Origin of the sequence: Paraburkholderia sp. RL17-337-BIB-A (assembly GCF_046025895.1) — a bacterium.
GTDB classification, from domain to species: Bacteria; Pseudomonadota; Gammaproteobacteria; order Burkholderiales; family Burkholderiaceae; genus Paraburkholderia; species Paraburkholderia fungorum_C.
The window spans coordinates 3,463,527-3,481,228 of record NZ_JARESY010000002.1; the positions used below are offsets into that span (position 1 = coordinate 3,463,527).

General features: G+C 62.9%; 19 protein-coding genes. 13 read left to right on the forward strand and 6 right to left on the reverse strand.

The window, feature by feature from the left end; all coding sequences use genetic code 11:
• Nucleotides 1-149: 149 nt before the first annotated feature.
• Entirely contained in the window at nt 150-1,676 is a 1,527-nt protein-coding gene (locus P0D84_RS36115; protein WP_408345083.1) for an AMP nucleosidase, read from the reverse strand.
• A gap of 213 nt (nt 1,677-1,889) precedes the next feature.
• Between P0D84_RS36115 and P0D84_RS36120 the strand changes: the two genes are divergently transcribed.
• The 6 genes from P0D84_RS36120 (at nt 1,890) to P0D84_RS36145 (ending at nt 7,537) form a co-directional block, all read left to right on the forward strand.
• Entirely contained in the window at nt 1,890-2,285 is a 396-nt protein-coding gene (locus tag P0D84_RS36120; protein ID WP_408345086.1) for a hypothetical protein, read from the forward strand.
• A gap of 334 nt (nt 2,286-2,619) precedes the next feature.
• Nucleotides 2,620-3,615, forward strand: a complete 996-nt coding sequence (locus P0D84_RS36125) for a homoserine kinase (protein WP_408345089.1) — start codon at nt 2,620-2,622, stop codon at nt 3,613-3,615.
• A complete protein-coding gene (locus P0D84_RS36130; RefSeq protein ID WP_408345092.1) occupies nt 3,606-4,412 on the forward strand; it encodes a BPSS1780 family membrane protein in 807 nt (268 codons plus the stop codon). The genes P0D84_RS36125 and P0D84_RS36130 overlap by 10 nt, the downstream gene beginning before the upstream one ends.
• Nucleotides 4,413-4,705: 293 nt before the next feature.
• Entirely contained in the window at nt 4,706-5,158 is a 453-nt protein-coding gene (locus P0D84_RS36135; RefSeq protein WP_408345095.1) for a MarR family winged helix-turn-helix transcriptional regulator, read from the forward strand.
• Between the two features lie 173 nt (nt 5,159-5,331).
• Complete coding sequence (locus P0D84_RS36140) at nt 5,332-5,751, forward strand: organic hydroperoxide resistance protein (RefSeq protein WP_408345098.1); 420 nt, start codon at nt 5,332-5,334, stop codon at nt 5,749-5,751.
• Nucleotides 5,752-6,037: 286 nt separating this feature from the next.
• On the forward strand, nt 6,038-7,537 hold the full coding sequence (locus P0D84_RS36145) for a cryptochrome/photolyase family protein (RefSeq protein ID WP_408345101.1): 1,500 nt from the start codon (nt 6,038-6,040) through the stop codon (nt 7,535-7,537).
• A gap of 310 nt (nt 7,538-7,847) precedes the next feature.
• On the opposite strand, the gene P0D84_RS36150 is transcribed toward P0D84_RS36145, so the two are convergent.
• Together P0D84_RS36150 and P0D84_RS36155 are read right to left on the reverse strand one after the other, a co-directional pair.
• Entirely contained in the window at nt 7,848-8,024 is a 177-nt protein-coding gene (locus tag P0D84_RS36150) for a DUF3563 family protein (protein ID WP_408345104.1), read from the reverse strand.
• 107 nt (nt 8,025-8,131) lie between these two features.
• A complete protein-coding gene (locus tag P0D84_RS36155; protein ID WP_408345107.1) occupies nt 8,132-9,328 on the reverse strand; it encodes an extracellular catalytic domain type 1 short-chain-length polyhydroxyalkanoate depolymerase in 1,197 nt (398 codons plus the stop codon).
• A 379-nt stretch (nt 9,329-9,707) separates the two neighbouring features.
• Between P0D84_RS36155 and P0D84_RS36160 the strand changes: the two genes are divergently transcribed.
• From P0D84_RS36160 to P0D84_RS36175, 4 genes are all read left to right on the forward strand, one after another.
• Nucleotides 9,708-10,409, forward strand: coding sequence for a phosphatase PAP2 family protein (locus P0D84_RS36160; RefSeq protein WP_408345110.1), 702 nt, complete (start codon nt 9,708-9,710; stop codon nt 10,407-10,409).
• Nucleotides 10,410-10,574: 165 nt separating this feature from the next.
• The gene (gene modA / locus P0D84_RS36165) at nt 10,575-11,348 is read left to right on the forward strand and encodes a molybdate ABC transporter substrate-binding protein (RefSeq protein WP_408345114.1); all 774 of its coding nucleotides are present in this window, start codon (nt 10,575-10,577) and stop codon (nt 11,346-11,348) included.
• Between the two features lie 25 nt (nt 11,349-11,373).
• Complete coding sequence (gene modB / locus P0D84_RS36170; protein WP_408345117.1) at nt 11,374-12,048, forward strand: molybdate ABC transporter permease subunit; 675 nt, start codon at nt 11,374-11,376, stop codon at nt 12,046-12,048.
• 1 nt (nt 12,049) lies between these two features.
• Nucleotides 12,050-12,751 (forward strand): sulfate/molybdate ABC transporter ATP-binding protein, encoded by a 702-nt coding sequence (locus P0D84_RS36175; protein WP_408345120.1) that lies wholly within the window; start codon nt 12,050-12,052, stop codon nt 12,749-12,751.
• Between the two features lie 173 nt (nt 12,752-12,924).
• Here the strand turns inward: P0D84_RS36175 and P0D84_RS36180 are convergent, their stop codons facing one another.
• On the reverse strand, nt 12,925-13,761 hold the full coding sequence (locus P0D84_RS36180) for a TOBE domain-containing protein (protein WP_408345123.1): 837 nt from the start codon (nt 13,759-13,761) through the stop codon (nt 12,925-12,927).
• Between the two features lie 198 nt (nt 13,762-13,959).
• Nucleotides 13,960-14,343, reverse strand: coding sequence for a tautomerase family protein (locus tag P0D84_RS36185; protein ID WP_408345125.1), 384 nt, complete (start codon nt 14,341-14,343; stop codon nt 13,960-13,962).
• Nucleotides 14,344-14,444: 101 nt separating this feature from the next.
• On the opposite strand from P0D84_RS36185, the gene P0D84_RS36190 reads away from it, so the two are divergent.
• The 3 genes from P0D84_RS36190 to P0D84_RS36200 all read left to right on the forward strand — a co-directional run bounded on the left by P0D84_RS36190 (nt 14,445) and on the right by P0D84_RS36200 (nt 17,019).
• On the forward strand, nt 14,445-15,296 hold the full coding sequence (locus P0D84_RS36190; RefSeq protein ID WP_408345128.1) for a LysR family transcriptional regulator: 852 nt from the start codon (nt 14,445-14,447) through the stop codon (nt 15,294-15,296).
• Between the two features lie 299 nt (nt 15,297-15,595).
• Nucleotides 15,596-15,997 carry a DUF2442 domain-containing protein gene (locus P0D84_RS36195; RefSeq protein ID WP_408345131.1) on the forward strand — a complete coding sequence of 134 codons (402 nt, stop codon included), beginning with the start codon at nt 15,596-15,598 and terminating at the stop codon, nt 15,995-15,997.
• A 98-nt stretch (nt 15,998-16,095) separates the two neighbouring features.
• Nucleotides 16,096-17,019, forward strand: coding sequence for an HTH-type transcriptional regulator ArgP (locus tag P0D84_RS36200; RefSeq protein WP_408345134.1), 924 nt, complete (start codon nt 16,096-16,098; stop codon nt 17,017-17,019).
• 8 nt (nt 17,020-17,027) lie between these two features.
• Here P0D84_RS36200 and P0D84_RS36205 read toward each other — a convergent pair whose 3' ends face one another.
• The gene (locus P0D84_RS36205; protein WP_408345137.1) at nt 17,028-17,672 is read right to left on the reverse strand and encodes a hypothetical protein; all 645 of its coding nucleotides are present in this window, start codon (nt 17,670-17,672) and stop codon (nt 17,028-17,030) included.
• Nucleotides 17,673-17,702 lie beyond the last annotated feature (30 nt).

Here is a 17,702-nt window from a genome sequence, read left to right on the forward strand (position 1 = left end):
CGGGAGGAAAGCCGCTCGTGATTGCTTCGGGTATTTCCGCAGCCTGCTAAGCCCTGATCGGCGTGTGAACTTCATGCGGCACCCGTGGGCAATTCTCTACGCAGCCGCTCTTTTCACAACCGTATTCCGCGAATACCCTCGCATCCCCCTCACTGAAACGCCACTTCCGCAAAACTCCGCAACTTCCGGCTATGCAACCGATGCAGCCCATTCATCCGCAACAACTCCATCGCCTTCACGCCGATCTGCAAATGCTGATCGACCTGCGCGCGATAGAACTGATCCGCCATGCCGGGCAGTTTCAATTCGCCATGCAAGGGCTTGTCCGACACGCATAGCAAGGTGCCGTACGGCACCCGGAAACGAAACCCATTAGCTGCAATCGTCGCGCTTTCCATGTCGAGCGCAACCGCGCGGCTTTGCGACAACCGCTGCACCGGCTCGCGATGATCGCGCAACTCCCAGTTGCGGTTATCGACGCTCGCCACCGTTCCCGTGCGCATCACACGCTTCAGTTCGACACCATCCAGTTGCGTGATCTGCGCGACCGCGCGCTCAAGCGCCACCTGCACTTCGGCGAGCGCCGGAATCGGCACCCACAGCGGCAAATCGTCGTCGAGCACGTGATCTTCGCGCACATAGCCGTGCGCCAGCACGTAGTCACCCAGGCGCTGCGTGTTACGCAGCCCCGCGCAGTGCCCGAGCATGATCCACGCATGCGGACGCAGCACGGCAATGTGATCCGTGATGGTCTTCGCGTTCGACGGCCCGACACCGATGTTGACCATCGTGATGCCGCTGCCGTCGGCGCGCTTGAGGTGATACGCGGGCATCTGCGGCAAACGCGGCGGCGCCGTGCCTTCCTGCGCCTGTTCGCCGAGATTCTCGTTGTACGTGATCACGTCGCCCGGTTCGACGAACGACGTGTATTCGCTGCGGTACGCGCGCAATTCTTCGTCGTCGGTATGGGCCATCATCGTGCGGCCCAGTTTGACGAACTCGTCGATATAGAACTGATAGTTCGTGTACAGCACGTAATTCTGGCAATGCGTGGGCGAAGTCGCCGTGTAGTGCTTCAGCCGATGTAGCGAGAAATCCACCCGCGCCGCCGTGAACAGCGCCAGCGGATGCGGCTCGCCCGGCAGCGGCTCATACGTGCCGTTGACGATGCGGTCGTCGAGCAGCGCGAGGTCCGGCGTATCGAACACGTCGCGCATCAGGAACAGGCGCTCGCGATCCAGGTCGCCCTCGAGGTGGATGCCTTCAGCGAACGCGAAGTGAATCGGAATCGGCTGATCGGACACACCGACTTCGATCTTCACGTGATGGTTCTTGGCCAGCAAACGCAATTGCTCGCGATAGTAGTTGCCGAACAGATCCGGCCGCGTGACCGTGGTCTCGAACACGCCCGGGCCCGCGACGAAACCGTACGAGCGGCGCGAGTCGATATGCGTGTTGACTTCGGTGCACACCCGGACGAACGGGTAGCAGGCGCGCACCCGGCGTTCGAACAGTTCGTTGCGGCGATAGCGCGCGAAGGCGTCGCGCAGAAACGAAGTGTTCGCTTCGTAGATCGCCGACAGACGCGTGACGGCCTCGGTGGCGTCGTCAAAGGATTCGGTCGGGAAGCTGTTGGCGGGAGTCTGCACCGCGCGTTGATTGGTATCGTTGTTCATCTTCATTCGCCCCTATTGATGAGACGACATTACCACGGAACCCGTGATCGCCAAATGACCCCGCGGCGCCTACCACAACTGCCGCCACAGCGGTCGCAAGATTGCGCGCGTGGATTGCGCGCGTGGCGCGCGAAAGCGGCGCAAAATAAGGCGATCGCGCCCGTGGGCAAGGCTGGATTTGCTAGAATCGGGGCACCATATTGGAGAATCACCATGAAGCCGCTCCTTCTCGTCGCCGTTGCACTGGCCCTCGCCTTTGGCAACGCCGCGATGGCTGCCCAGCCTGTCGACGACACGCCGGCCCCCGGTGCGCCCCAGTCCGCCAATGAACGGGCCGGTCTGCCTGACCTGGAGAAGATCAATCGTCCGGGCGCGGAGGTCAGTTCGAAGGTCGAAATCAACGTCCCGCGCACCCCAAGCTTCCACGAACGCAGCGCTAACGGCACCGAAATCACCGAATATCGCGACAAAGGCAAGCCCGTTGAAATCAACGTGCGTTCGAATCTCGGCACGCGCTATCAGATGAGCGCGCCGCTCGACACGTCGCCCAGCGTGCGCGACAACGGCCGCCCGAGCACGCGGTTGCCGTCGGTGAATCTGACTTATTGATGCATGCCGGGGCGGCGGCGCGACATGAACCGCTCCCCCGGAACCTGCGCGGCCCGAGGGCGTCGCCTCGGGATTTCAGCTTGCCTGGCCATTTTTAGCCCCACCTGCAGCATGGTCTGAAACACCGCGATGCCGCGCTCAATGGCCGCAGCGCTTTAAGGCTTTGGCGAGTGGCGAGGATCGCGGCCAGCATCGTAACCAGGTTCACGGCCAGTTGCACGGCCACAACTCGCAGCCCGATTGAGCTTGATCGCGCTGTCTGCAGCGCATTTGCTACACCTCGCACTGGCCGCATCGCGCCAGCCCGACTAACCTCTGATCCGACGTTTCCCGCATGGCTGTCTTCACCGCTGTCACCGAACCCCAACTAGCAGAATGGATGCGTCATTACGATCTCGGCGACGTCGTCGAGTTTCGCGGCATCCCGTCCGGTATTGAGAACAGCAACTTCTTTCTGACGACGACGCGCGGCGAATACGTCCTCACGATTTTCGAAAAGCTGACGGCCGAGCAACTGCCGTTCTATCTCGACCTGATGCAGCATCTGGCCGCGCACCGCGTGCCGGTGCCGGATCCCATGCCGCGCGAAGACGGCGCGCTGTTCGGCACGCTGCGCGGCAAGCCCGCCGCCATCGTAACCAAGCTCGAAGGCGCGCCGGAGTTGGCGCCGCAAGTCGAGCACTGCGTCGAGGTCGGGCAAATGCTCGCGCGCATGCATCTGGCGGGGCGCGATTACGCGCGCTATCAGCCGAATCTGCGCAGCCTGCCGTGGTGGAAGGAAACCGTGCCGACCATCCTGCCGTTTCTGAAAGGCGCACAGCGCGACTTGCTGTCGTCCGAACTGGCGCATCAGGAGGCTTTCTTCGCATCGGCGGATTACGCCGCGTTGCCCGAAGGCCCCTGTCACGGCGACCTGTTCCGCGACAACGCGCTGTTCGCGCATGCCGCGCCGGAAACCGGCCATGAGGTGCGGCTGGGCGGCTTCTTCGACTTCTATTTCGCCGGCTGCGACAAGTGGCTGTTCGACGTCGCGGTCACGGTCAACGACTGGTGCGTCGACCTCGCCACCGGCAAGCTGGACGAAGCGCGCACCGAAGCCATGCTGCGTGCCTACCAGACCGTGCGCCCGTTCTCCGTCGAAGAAAACCGCCATTGGGGCGACATGCTGCGTGCGGGCGCTTACCGCTTCTGGGTCTCGCGCCTGTATGATTTTCATTTGCCGCGCGCGGCCGAGCTGCTCAAACCGCACGATCCCGGCCATTTCGAGCGCATTCTGCGCGAACGCCTGTCCGGCGTTGCACTTCCAGGCATTCATACCTCATGCAACTGATCGAAGTCCCCGCGAAAACCGGCTATGTCTGGTTCCGGCAAGGTATCTGGCTGTTCCGCAAGAACCCGCTCGCGTTTCTGACGCTGTTCTTCACCTATTTGCTGGTCATGACGCTGGCGGCGCAGATTCCAGTCATCGGCGGCGTGCTGCCGCTCGTTTTCATTCCGGGTGTCGCGGTCGGCTTCATGGCGGCGTGCCGCAACACCATCGCGGGCAAGCCGGTGTTCCCGACCATTCTGGTGGACGGCTTTCATTCGTACGGCCCCGTGGTCACCAAACGTCTGTTCGTGCTCGGCGTGCTGTATGTCATCGCGATGGCGCTGGTGCTGGCCGGCTCGGCACTCGCTGACGGCGGCATGCTGCTGAAGGTCATGCTCGGCGCGGCCACGATGGATCAGGACGCGATTGCCAACAGCAATATTCCGCTGGCGGTGATCACCGCGTTCGCGTTCTACATTCCGGTCGCGATGATTTTCTGGTTCTCGCCCATTCTTGCCGCGTGGCACGACGTGCCGCCTATCAAGGCGATGTTCTTCAGCCTCGTCAGTTGCTGGCGCAATCGCGGCGCGTTCATCGTGTTCGGCGCATTGTGGTTCGCGGTGGCGACGACCGTCTCGTTCGGCTTGTCCGCGTTGATGCAGGCGCTGGGCGCGGGCGACTTCGCGTTCGCGATTCTGATGCCCGCCACGATGATCGTGACGACCATGCTGTACTGCTCGTTCTACGCGACTTATCGCGGCTGCTTCGGCGTGCAAACGCCTGAAGCGCCGGACCTGCCGACCACGCCGGCAGCTTGAACCGCGGCCAGGCTATTCAGGCGCGGGCGTTCTTTTGGCGCCCGCGCGGTGTCGATTCGGAACGCTGCCCGCTTCCGTCTTGGTGTCCTTCGCAAGTCCCGCCTGACGGTCCGCATGCCAGCCTTGGCGGCCCTGTACTCTCGTCCCGGTGCCCTCAGCGCTTGCGCTTCAGGGCACGCCATGCGCCCCCGCCGCTGAGTCGAATCCCTGCCGCACTCGTCAACCTGCCTCGAATTGCGGCACAATGGTTTGCGCGCAATCGATTTGCACGCTCTTTTTATACGAGATGCAACATGACCCAGCGCCCCGCTTTGCCCTTCACGCTCGACGAACAACTCTGCTTCGCGCTCTATTCGACCTCGCTTGCAATGACGAAAGCGTACAAGCCGTTGCTCGACAAGCTCGGCCTCACCTATCCGCAATATCTTGCAATGCTGGTGCTTTGGGAAGCCGACGACGTCACGGTCAAAGACCTTGCCGCACGTCTGAATCTCGACTCGGCAACGGTCACGCCGCTACTCAAGCGCCTCGAGGCGCAAGGCTATCTGGAACGGGTGCGCGGCGTTGAAGATGAGCGGCTCGTCTATATCCGCCTCACGAAAGCCGGCACCGCACTGAAGCGCCAGGCACGCGAAGTGCCGGCGGAAATCTTCTGCGCAACCCAGCAGACACCCGAATTCCTGCTCCGTCTGCGCGACGATCTGACGCGCCTGCGCGCCACCCTCAACGATTACATGGACCACTAGCCAGCCTGCTTCAAAAAGCACGCTATCGGTATGATGCAAAAATTGATTTGCACACAAATGATTTGTGTACTACCTTTATCACATGCCGCTTCGATAGGGCGCCGCCGGAACGGTGGCCGAGCAAACAGCGGCAGGCATGCAGATCCTCACAACCCAGACAAAGGAGCAGCACCATGAACATTCTCTACAAAGCAAGCGCAACCAGCACCGGTGGCCGTGACGGCCGTGCAGTGTCGTCGGACAGTGCGTTGGACGTGAAACTGGCAGCACCCCGTGAACTGGGCGGCACCGGCGCAGCGGGCACCAACCCGGAGCAACTCTTTGCAGCCGGCTACTCGGCCTGCTTCCTGAGCGCGGTGAAGTTCGTCGCCGGCCAGCGCAAGCAGACTTTGCCGGCTGACACGCAAGTCACGGCGGAAGTGGGTATCGGCCCGAACGACAACGGCGGCTTCGCGCTCGACATCGATCTGCGCATCTCGTTGCCGGGCCTCGCCGCTGGCGCAGCGAAAGAACTGGTCGACGCCGCGCACCAGGTCTGTCCGTACTCGAACGCCACGCGCAACAACGTCGCGGTGCGTTTGCAAGTCGCGTAAGTCGCGGCTTTGATGAGTCGGTGTTGAATCGCTGGTGAGAACAGTTGAACCGGCGCGGCGCGGCAAAACCGCGTCACCATGAACCGCGCCCGTACTCCGCAAACAGGTACGGGCGCCGTGCCGTTTGGCGAACGCGGCATGCAATGTGCAATACCGGACGGTGCGATCACTTACCATCGCTAACCCGGTGAACGGCCGTGCAGCGCAGCAATACCTTTCGCGTGACAGAACCCAATCTGCCGCTCGATGCCCGGCCACACCACCATTCACCCGACCGACGATTCCAATGACACGCGCCCGACGCCTGAACGACACCTTCGATACCGGTCTGGTCTGGTTCCGCCGCGACCTGCGTAACACGGACAACGCCGCGCTTTACTACGCGCTCAAACATTGCGAACGCGTCTGGTGCCTCTTCGTATTCGACACGACGATCCTGGAACCGTTGGTCGGCGCCTGGCAAGCACGCCATCCCGATACGCAACCGCAGGACCGCCGCATCGAGTTCATTCTTGCTGCGTTGAGCGAGTTGGACGCGGCTTTGCGCGCCAAAGGCGGCGGTCTCCTCGTGCTGTACGGCGATCCGGCTGATCTCGTGCCGAGGCTTGCCAGCGAACTCGGCGTGGACGCGGTATTCGCGAATCACGATTACGAACCGGTCGCGATCGAGCGTGACGAGACGGTTCGGGAGCGGCTGGCCGTTGCCGGGCGCCAGTTGCTGACGTTCAAAGATCAGGTCATTTTCGAGCGCGATGAGGTACTGACGGGTCAGAACAAACCGTTCACGGTGTTCACGCCCTACAAGAACGCATGGCTCAAGCAGCTGACGGCCTTCGATCTGAAGCCGTATCCCGTCGAAACCTACGCGAAACATCTGGCCACCTTGCCGTCCAGCCTGGACCACCCGTCACCAACGCTCACTCAACTCGGTTTCGCACCGAGCAATCTTGCGGAGCTCAATCTGCCCACTGGCATGAGCGGCGCGCAGCGTCTGCTCGACGACTTCCTGACTCGCATCGACAGCTATAAGGACCGGCGCGACTTCCCCGCCGCCAAAGGTCCGAGCTATCTGTCTGTGCATTTGCGCTTCGGCACCGTTTCGATCCGCACACTCGCGCGGCTCGCGCATGAGATGTCGCTGCAGCCCGGCGGGGAAGGCGCGGCCACATGGCTTTCGGAGCTGGTCTGGCGGGATTTCTACTTCATGATCCTCGCGCATCATCCGAGGCTGGCGAGCGGCGCGTCGTTCAAGGAAGAGTACGACCAGCTGCGTTGGGCGCAAGGCCCGGAAGCCGGCGAAGCGTTCGCCGCATGGTGCGACGGCCGCACCGGCTATCCGCTGGTCGATGCCGCGATGCTGCAACTGAACCGCACCGGCTACATGCACAACCGGCTGCGAATGGTGACGGCGAGCTTTCTGGTGAAGGATCTGGGCGTGGACTGGCGGCTCGGCGAGCGTTACTTCGCCGAATTACTGAACGACTTCGATTTCTCGGCGAATAACGGCGGCTGGCAATGGGCGGCGTCGACGGGATGCGATGCGCAACCCTATTTCCGGATTTTCAACCCGATCACGCAATCAGAAAAATTCGACGCTGAAGGGCGCTTTATCAAGCGCTATCTGCCCCAGCTTGCGAAGCTGCCGCCCAAATGGATCCACGCGCCATGGCTGGCGGGCACGGAGCGGCTCGCGGAATTCGGCGTGATATTGGGTAAGGATTATCCTGCACCGATCGTCGACCATGCCGAAGCCCGGCAGCGTACGCTTGCCCGTTTCGGCAAGTGAGCGCCTGCTCACGCAGATTGGATCGAGAACGTCTTAAGGAGACTAGAAAATGCGTCGGGCGGCGTCGTTGCTTCGTCGCGCTGACGTTTGCATTCTGGTCGACGGGACCCTTGCGCGGGCGGACTACTTCGCCCCATATGGCTTTGATGGCGTTCGCCGCGGCGTTGAATCGCGCGCTGTGGCGATTGAATTCCGCTGTTTAAGCCTGTCTGAGCGCGCCTAAGCGCTTCAGGCAATTTATAACAACTCGGGCAACTCGCCCACACACCCACGCTCTTCAAATACGCGCCGATGCTTCAACTTGCGCAGCTCAGTGCTGGCTCATCCAGGACGGCTTGCGGGTGCTCGCTTCACGGTCAAGCTTGCGCATACGGAATTCCAGGTCGTACAGATCGGTTGCCTCTGCGAGGAAAGCGTCAGCGCGTTCTTTCGCGAGTTGATCGGGCGATTTGGTCAGGAAGAGGAACAGGCGGCTAAGCAGATACATGGTCAACCTCGACAATGAATTTAGGCGTTAACGTCTAAGGGATAACCCGTATTATAGGGAAAACCCTCAGATCGCGCCACTGTTCATTTCGAAATGTTGTTCCACCGTCACCGAGCGCCCGCCGAGGCTTCCGTGACGGCGCTTTCAGCGATACGGCCCGCACCGGTACGGCGTTGATGCCTTAAGAATTCCCACACCAGGGCGCTTGCGTCCGGACCTTTGGCGGAATGAAACGGCACGGCATCGTCGCCACCACTCCAGGCGTGGGCAAGCCCTTGCACACGGCACAGCCGCACCACGCGCCGGCCGCCGCGAATGTAGTCGCGCGTCATCACGCCGCTCTTACGCTCTTCTCGAACTTCGCCGGATTTGCGCGCGCCTTTCTCGTCGACGATGCGGTTCAGCCGGAGAAATTCCACCGCCAACTGGTCCGCATTGACCGGCGCGACCACATGGTCGGCGTCGCCGTGAAGGATGATGGCGGGCATGCCTGGGTATTCAGCCACATTGACGAGTTCGTCGACCAGCTCGGCCGGTTCGCGGCGCGCGCCGCGCCGCATCACATCCATCGCCGCAATGCCGGAGCGAGCCTCGCCAAAAGCGGGGCCGGAATGCAGCGCGACCCCCGCGAAATGCTCTGGATAGTTGACGGCCAGAAGCGCCGTCAGGCCGGCGCCCGCCGAGATGCCTGCGACATACACCCGCTCGCTGTCGAAGCCGTGCTGAGCAACCAGCGAATCCACCAGTGAGACGACCGCACGCGCCTCGGCGCCGCCGGCGCTGTCACTGGCGTCGTACCAATGCCAGCAGCGATGCGAATGCACGTGCTTCGACTGCTCCGGATAGACCACGGCAAAGCCGAACCGGTCGGCGAGGACGTTCATCCGGGTGCCTTCCGCGAATTCGTCGATCGACTGGGTGCAGCCGTGCAGCATCACCACCAGCGGCATCGCCTCGAGCGCATGACCGGACGGAATGTACAAACCGTATTGCAGATGATTGACGAGCCGCCCTGGGGCGGCCGGCGCCGAATGGAACGAGCGCGTCCACGACCCGCTCGCCCATGCCGAGGCACGTGGTCGAACTCGCGATTCCCGGGGGGCAGTGCGCGGCGCCTCGCGTTTCGCGGATGCGCGCAACGCTGCCGCCGGCTTGACGGGACGGGCCTTAGCCGACGGCTTGCTAGTGGCAGCGCGGACCGGCCGTTTGGAGGCGCGCTTGGTCGTTGCGTGAGTGTGCTCGGTTTGAATCGCGAGCAGCCGCTTGAGACCGCGCAGCCAGATTTTCGATAGACTTTTTGCCATCGGCGGGGAACCTCGCAAAAAGGGACAGGTGTCGTTCGATCGAACGACGCTTTGTTGTGCAATGCACAATAACACCAATCCTCATGCGATGCTGAGGGCCAAAGCCGCTACCGAGCACCGAATTTTCCGCCGGCGAACCTTGCAGTAACATCAACGTCAAACCTCTGCAAAGCTTGTTCGCCAGCCCACGTCCGGTCACAAAAAGCCTCGTGCGTGGCGACTCCGGCCCCTGGCACCCGTCTATACTGGCGGGGTAAATCATTTCGGTACACGCCTCTTTGCTGCGTCGGCGATTCATGCCGCTTGCAGGTCAAACCCGCGTTAGACCCGTTAAACCATTACCAACCCGATTCTACGCGGCCTTGGTCGCGCTTTTGCCATGCCCGATTTGCCTGCCCATCTGTGGTACTCGATCACCAGCCTCGGCGGTGCCGGTATGACGCTGCCGCTCGCGTTCGCCATCGCACTTTGGCTGGCGGTCGGCTACACGTGGCGCATGGCTGCCGGCTGGCTGCTGCTGCTTGGCGCGGCCATCGGCGTTGTGACCGTGACCAAGCTGGCCTTCCTCGGTTGGGGCGTGGGCGTGCGCGAGCTGGATTTCACCGGCGTCAGCGGTCACGCCATGCTGTCTACGGCCGTCTATCCGGTCGCGCTGTTCCTGATGTTGCTGCCGGCGCGTCCGGCGATTCGTCTGCTTGGCGTCTTACTGGGTCTGGCCGCAGGCATCGCGGTTGGCTTGTCGCGCGTCGTGCTGAGCGCTCACTCGCCGTCTGAAGCCGTCACCGGCTGCCTGGTCGGTGCGCTGGCAGCGCTGGTGTTCGTGCGCATGGCCTGGAATGCCGAACCGGGACGGTTGTCGGCGTTGCCCGTCACTGCGAGTCTGATGATCCTCGCGGTGCTGATGCACGGCGTGCACGTGCCGACGCAACGTTGGGTCACGCATATCGCGTTGAAGGTCTCCGGCCACGACAAGCCGTTCATTCGCGCCAAGTGGAAAGCCGTACGTGACGTACGTCCCGCCACAGCGCCGCTGTCGCAGACGCTCAACACGCTTGCGCCGCCACACTCGTCGGATATCTGAAGCACGTTCAGCCGATTCCCCGGCCGACTGAACCCTACCTCTAGCGATCCGCGCGCCGCTCCATGCGCACGACTGAATAATCGTCATGGGTATCGTTATAACCTTTCATATATTACGATAGCGTTTTGACCCGCCGTTCCGGCCCACGCCGGACATCCAGCCGCCATGACACTGTCCCGCCGCCTTGTGAAACATGCGCTGTTCATCGCCAGCGCCATCTCCGTTGCCGTCAGCGCCAACGCGCGCGCCGACGAACTGGTGGTTTCCGCCGCCGCCAGTCTGACCAACGCCTTCAAGGCAGTGAGCGAGGTCTTCGAACAGCAGCATTCCGGCACCAAGGTGTTGCTGAACTTCGGCGCGTCCGACGTGTTGATGCAGCAAATCGTCAAAGGCGCACCCGCCGACGTGTTCGCCTCCGCGGACCAGAAAGCGATGGATAAGGCCGCCGCGGAAAAGGTGATCGTGCCGGCTACGCGCAAGGACTTCGCCGCGAATTCGCTGGTGCTGATCGTGCCGGCCGACAGCCACTTCGCGCCGGCCTCGCTGAACGACCTGGCATCGGCGAATGTGAAGCGTGTTGCTTATGGCGATCCGGCCTCCGTGCCGGTTGGCCGTTATACGCAAGGCGCCTTGCAAGCCGCGGGCGTATGGGACGCTGTGAGTGCGAAGGCCGTACTGGCATCGAACGTTCGCCAGAGCCTGGACTACGTGTCGCGTGGCGAAGTCGACGCTGGCTTCGTGTTCAGCACTGACGCCGCGGTCATGCCGGACAAGGTCAAGGTCGCGATGAACGTGCCGACACAAACGCCGATTACCTATCCGATCGCGCAAGTCGAAGGCAGCCGTCACGCGGCCGACGCCCAGGCCTTCATGAATTTCGTGCTGTCGCCGGCCGGCCAGGCCGTGCTCGCGAAGTACGGATTCAAGCCCGCGCATTAACTTTTCAAGCAGGTATCGCACGCCCATGCAACAGGCCTGGATTCCGCTCTTGCTATCGCTGAAAGTGGCGGGCTGGGCCACCGCGCTCAATCTGGTTTTCGGCGTCGCGGCAGGCTTTGGTCTGTCGCGCTGGCGCTCGGGCGCGCGCGATGTGATCGATTCGCTGCTCATGTTGCCACTCGTGCTGCCGCCCACCGTGCTCGGCTACTACCTGCTCGTCGTGTTGGGCCGGCGTGGCGTGATCGGCGGCTGGCTCGATCGCCTTGATATCCAGTTGGTGTTCACCTGGCAGGGCGCGGTGATCGCGTCGACGGTCGTCGCGTTCCCGCTCGTGCTGAAATCGGCGCGCGCCGCCTTCGAAGCGGTCGATCCGCAACTCGAGCGGGCCGCACGCACGCTCGGCGTCAGCGAGACGGCAATCTTCTTTCGCGTGACGCTGCCGCTCGCGGCACGCGGCATTCTCGCCGGCGGATTGTTGGCGTTTGCGCGGGCGCTAGGCGAATTTGGCGCGACGCTGATGATCGCGGGCAATTTGCCGGGACGCACGCAGACACTCTCGGTTGCAGTCTATTCAGCCGTGCAAGCCGGCGACGACAGCACCGCCAATTTCCTCGTGCTCGTGACTTCGGTGACGTGTGTCGTGATCCTGTTGCTGGCGGGCCGTCTGGTGCCACAGCACACGTTGTTGCAGTCCCGCTGATATGCCGCTCGCCGTCGACATCCGCAAGACCTTCGAGAGCGCCGAGCGACGATTCACGCTCGACGTTTCGTTCAAGGCGATCACGCAGCGCGTGGTGCTGTTCGGGCCGTCGGGTGCGGGAAAGAGTTTGACGTTGCAGGCCATTGCCGGCTTGCTGCGCCCCGACGAAGGCACGATCGCGCTGCATGGCAACGCTTTATTCGACAGCGCGCGCGGCGTCGATCTGAAACCGCAGGCACGCAAGATGGCGTATCTGTTTCAGGACTACGCGCTGTTTCCGCATCTGAACGTGCGGCAAAACATCGGCTTCGGGTTGCAGCGGGGTTGGCTCAATCCGCGGGCGAAAATCGCGCACCCGCAAGTCGACTACTGGCTCGATGCACTCGAGTTGAAAAGCGTGGCGGGGAATCATCCGGCGCAGCTCTCGGGCGGACAGAAGCAGCGCGTGGCACTGGCGCGGGCGCTGGTCGCGCAACCCCAGTTGCTGCTGCTGGACGAGCCATTTTCCGCGCTCGATAGCGCGCTGCGTGAGCGTATGCGGCTCGAGTTATCGGACCTGCAAACACGCCTCGATATTCCGATGGTGTTGATCACGCACGATCCCGACGATGTTGCCGCGTTCGGCGATCAGGTCGTGCAGGTCAGCGATGGTTGCGTGCGCGAGAATCATCCGTTTGCTGGGTACGAGCGCAGCGTGCCGTGACATAAGCGCGCGCCGTTGGACGGTTCGGAGCCATCCGGGCCCCCACAATCATCAGAACCGCCAGTGCCCTCACGGGTCTCATCGCCTGACAACCTGAGCGTCCCTCAGAACCTGTGGCACCTCAGAGCGCTAGGAACGTCAGAGCCTGCGCCTCTCCAGCACCCTTGGCTCACTCAATCCTTCACGCCAAGGATCACGCTCGACGCCTTGAACGCCGCAACCGCAGTCCCACCTTCCGCGAGCCCGAGCCTGTCGACGCTTTCATTCGTGACGACCGCGGTAATCACCGCGCCGCCTTCCAGCACCAACGACACTTCCGCGTTGACCGCCCCGCGCTTCACGCTCTCTATCGTGCCGCGCAACTGATTGCGCGCGGACAGTTTTAGCGGCGCGCCGCTTTCAGCCTCGACGAGCAGCACCACCCACGACGCCTTGATCAACGCGAACGCCGCCGCGCCCACCGCAAGCCCCAACGTCTCGGTGCTTTCATGCGTGACTATCGCGACAATCGTGTGGCCGCCCGTCAGCGCCAGCGACACTTCGTCGTTGACCGTGCCGCGCGTGATCGCCGACACCGTTCCATAAAGCTGATTGCGCGCGCTCGTTTTCACGCCGATGCGGCCGATCAGATCCCAATCCGTCGCAAAGCCTTCGATTGCGGCGCCCGCGCGTTCGAGAAAGCGCCGATGCTCGCGTTCAACCGCCCAAAACGTATCGATCAGCTTCACGGCGCGCGGCGTGAGCTTCGTGCCGCCTCCGCCTTTGCCGCCGGTCAAGCGCACGACGAGCGGCTCGCCGGCGAGATTGTTCATGGTGTCGACGGCGTCCCACGCGCCTTTGTAGCTCATGCCGACGGCTTTCGCCGCGCTGGTGATCGAACCGGTCTCGCCGATCGCCGCGAGGAGGGCGATCCGCGCCGCGCCGCCGAGCGTTTGCGCACCGGCCCGAAACCAGACGGAGCCGCCAAGTTCAAGGGCTTCGTGAGATGGATCGAGACGGTCGGATGTCATGGCGGCGGGTCGGTAGGCAGGAAAGGACAGCGAACCATTATATCGATGCACGCCTCTCCCGGCGGATGGGCACAAGCCATGCTGGCCTTGGCTCCCGTTTTTGCGTGGCGTGCGCGCATGGCCGCCTGTCTGACTGCCTTGCACATTCACTCCCGCTCGCCTCAAAATCCGCGCAGGCCATCGAGCCCCACCGGACCTTCAAACCGCGTACTGCGCGATCCCGTTCCCGAACGACCAATTCTCCTTCAGCACCTCGACGAGATTGATGAACACATCCTCTCGTCGCAGCCCCGGCGACTCCGCCAGTTCATCCGCCATCCGTTTGTACAGCGCCTTCTTTTGGTCGAGCGTGCGCGTGTTGTTCAGCGTGATCTGAATCACCACGAGATCGTCACTTCGTTCGATGTTCAGGTACTGCCTGTCGTACACAAAATTGCCGGCCTCATGCTCGGTGATGAGCATGAAGATGTCGTCTTTCGGCACGTTGAACGTGTCCACCAGCGAGCGCTGGATGCTGTCCGTCAGCGCCTTCCGATATTCCGCCGGCTTGCCGGCGCGCAATGCGATTCGTGTGAGCGGCATGGTGAAAACTCCTTGGTTGCTGTGAGTGGGTAAACACAGCTTAGGCGCGCTCAGTCATAATGAACAGCCATCTTTGACTATTTCATCTATATTTAACGGAAATGAAAGTCCTCGATCTCGATGCCGTGCGCGCCTTCGTGCTGGTCGCCGATCTGCGCAGCTTCACGCGCGCTGCCGACGCGCTCGACACCACGCAATCCGCCGTCAGCCTCAAGCTAAAGCGGCTAGAGGCGCATCTCGGCAAGCAGTTGGTGGAACGCACGCCACGCGTCGTACGTCTTTCCGCGGACGGCAGCGCTTTCCTGGGCGCGGCGCGCGATCTGCTGAGCGCGCACGAGCGGGCGCTGGGTTCGCTGTCGGTGGAGCGCCGGAGGCTCGCGCTGGGGCTGAGCGAGCATGTCGCGGGAACAGACTTGCCGGCGTTGCTCGCACGGATCAACGCGCACGATCCGGGTCTCGTGGTCGAATTGCATCTGGGCATGTCGGCAGCGCTGCTCGCGCAATTCGACGAACGGCGCCTCGACGCGGTGATCGTCCGCCATGGTCCCGACGAGCCGCCGCGTGACGACGCGCAGGTGCTGTTCAGCGAGCCGCTCGGCTGGCTCGCCACACCGGAATGGCTGCCGCGCGTCGGCGAGCCGTTGGCGCTCGCGCTGTTGAGTCCGCCCTGCAATGTGCGCGACGTCGCGCTGCAAACGCTGAATAAGGCGGGAGTTGCGTGGCAGGAGGTGTTCGTCGGCGGTGGTGTGGCGGCGGTCGGCGCCGCGGTTGCGGCCGGCCTGGCCGTGTCGCCGCTGGCGCGCCGAGTGGCGCCGCGCGGCCTGGTGGATGTCGGCGCCCGGCTCGGTTTGCCTCAGCTTCCCGAATCACGCGTGAGCGTGCATTCGCGGGTGAGAGATAAGCGCTCAATGGAAACGTTGCGGTTGGTGACGAATGGGTTGGCAAGCGCCTGAGACATCTGGACGCTTCAACACTATAAAAACCCAAGCGGCTCGGGTATATAATGGTCGCCATGCCCATCATTGCCCGGATCGACGGGCTGATCGTGGTCATCTACCCTCACGATCACGCTCCGCCACATGTTCATGTTCTCGGTCCTGATGGTGAAATTATTTTTATCTTGAATTGTCCCGACGGCCCGGTATCCATCCGCGATGGCTCGAGGGTATTCAGAACGCGAAGCGCGTCGGCTGGCAAAACGCATTAACGAAATGGTGCCGTTCCTATGCTCCGCCTGGAAAGGAATCCACTCATGAACAGCAGCGAAGAATGGCGGCTTGCGCGGCAACGCGGCGCCGAAACCGCCAGGCGTCCCGCCGCACGCAGCGCGTGCTATAAACCGCGCACGAAACGGCTCGAAATCACGCTGACCAATGACGTTTCACTGTTGGTGCCGGTCGCCTATATCGAGGGTTTGCACACAGCGTCGGCAGCGGATTTGCGCTCGATTGAGATTTTCGGCCTCGGTTCGGCGCTGGTTTTTCCGGCCCTCGACGTTGTGGTGTCGGTGCACGGCCTTATCGACGGTGTATTCGGCTCCAAAGCATGGATGCGCGATATCGGCCGCAGCGGCGGCAGCGTGAAATCCGAGGCGAAATCGGCGGCTGCCCGCGAGAACGGCAAGAAAGGCGGCCGTCCGCGTAAAGCGGCATGAGGCGGCGCGAAGCAGGATAAAGCCGCGCGAACGCGAAGCGCCGCACGCTCGGCGTCAGCCGGAACGCCGCGTGGCGTCATTTCTCATATAGGCACTCAGTGGACCTCGACCCCCGACAAACCGCCGCCGTGCGCGCGGTGATCGAAACCGGCAGCTTCGAGCAGGCCGCCGTGCGCCTGAACCTCACGTCGTCGGCGGTATCGCAGCGTGTGCGGGCACTCGAAACGCGCCTGGGCAATCCGCTGATAGTCCGCACGCGCCCGTGTCGCGCGACGCAGACGGGCCAGCGTCTGTTGCAGTATCTACGGCGCACGGCCCTGCTCGAAGACGACTTCGCCAGCGATCTCGCGGGCGCCAACGAAGCCTTGCTGAACGTCGCCGCCGCCGTGAACGCGGATACCTTGTCCACGTGGTTTTTTCCCGCGCTCTCCGAAATCCTGTTGCAGGAGAACGTGCTGCTCGATCTGACCGTCGACGATCAGGATCACACTCACGCCCTGCTCGCTTCGGGACTCGCGATCGGCTGCATCACCACCGAACCGGCGCCGATGCGTGGCTGTTTCGCGGAACGGCTCGGCGCGATGCGCTACCGGCTGGTGGCGTCGGCAGCGTTCGTCGAGCGATGGTTTCCGAATGGATTGACGCGTGAAAGCGCGCGGCGCGCGCCGGTGATTCTCTCCTCACGCAAGGACGCGTTGCAGGCGCGCTTTCTCGAGACGCGCTTCGGCCTGCCGCCGGAAGCTTATCCGTGCCACTACGTGCCCGCGCCGGTGCCGCGTTATATGGCGATCCAGCGTGGCCTGGCTTATGGCATGGTGCCCGAACTGGAATTCGGCGATGCCGTCGAGCGCGGCGAACTGGTCGACCTTGCGCCGAAGCAGCCCACCGACGTCGAGCTGTACTGGCACGCCTGGAAGGTCCAGTCGCCACGGCTCGAAAAGCTCTCGGCGCGCATCGTCGAACTCGGCCGCACTGCCCTGGGTCCGCCGGGGGCCAAGGTCAAACGCAAACGCGCCGCCTGAGCCGGAGCTTAGTGGAGGATCGGCGGCAACGAGCCGCTGCTGGCGGTAGCAGGATTGGCCGTGGCGGGATTGGCGGTGGCGTCAGCGGGACTCGCCGTCACGTTCGCGGCGTTAGCAGGCGCGTTCGTACGGACTGCCGCCGGTTTGGCCACGCCGGTTTTTTCCGCCACCTTGACCACCTGCGCATGCGCTGTGTGGCCTTGAACCAGGTTGGCGTGCATGACCCTGCCTCGACCCGGTTTCGCCTGCGCGAGCGGTGCGTGCGGCTTTTTACCCTGCGCGACTACAGTTGCCTTCAACTTCGACTTAGGCTTGCCCGCGCTCTTCGCCACGCCAGCGTGGTCAGCGTTCTTAGCCGCGACTTTCTTCACGCCACCGTGGCCAGTGTTCTTGGCCTCGACCTTCTTCACGCTGCCGTGCGCTGCCGGCCTGGCGCCGCTCTTCGACGTCAACGCAAGCCGCTGCGCGCCATGTTGACCGCTCGCCGCGTGCTTCGAACCGGCCTTCGCGCTGGCGCTAGACTTGATCCTGGCGGCACCCGTCGTTTTCTTTGCGTGCTTCGCCATATGCCCGGTCGACTCGGGCGGATTCCACACTTCCGAATAACCAGCGGCCATTGCCGCACCGGACACACACCACACTGCAACTGCCATTGCTACTACTCGAACCCACATCTCCTGCTT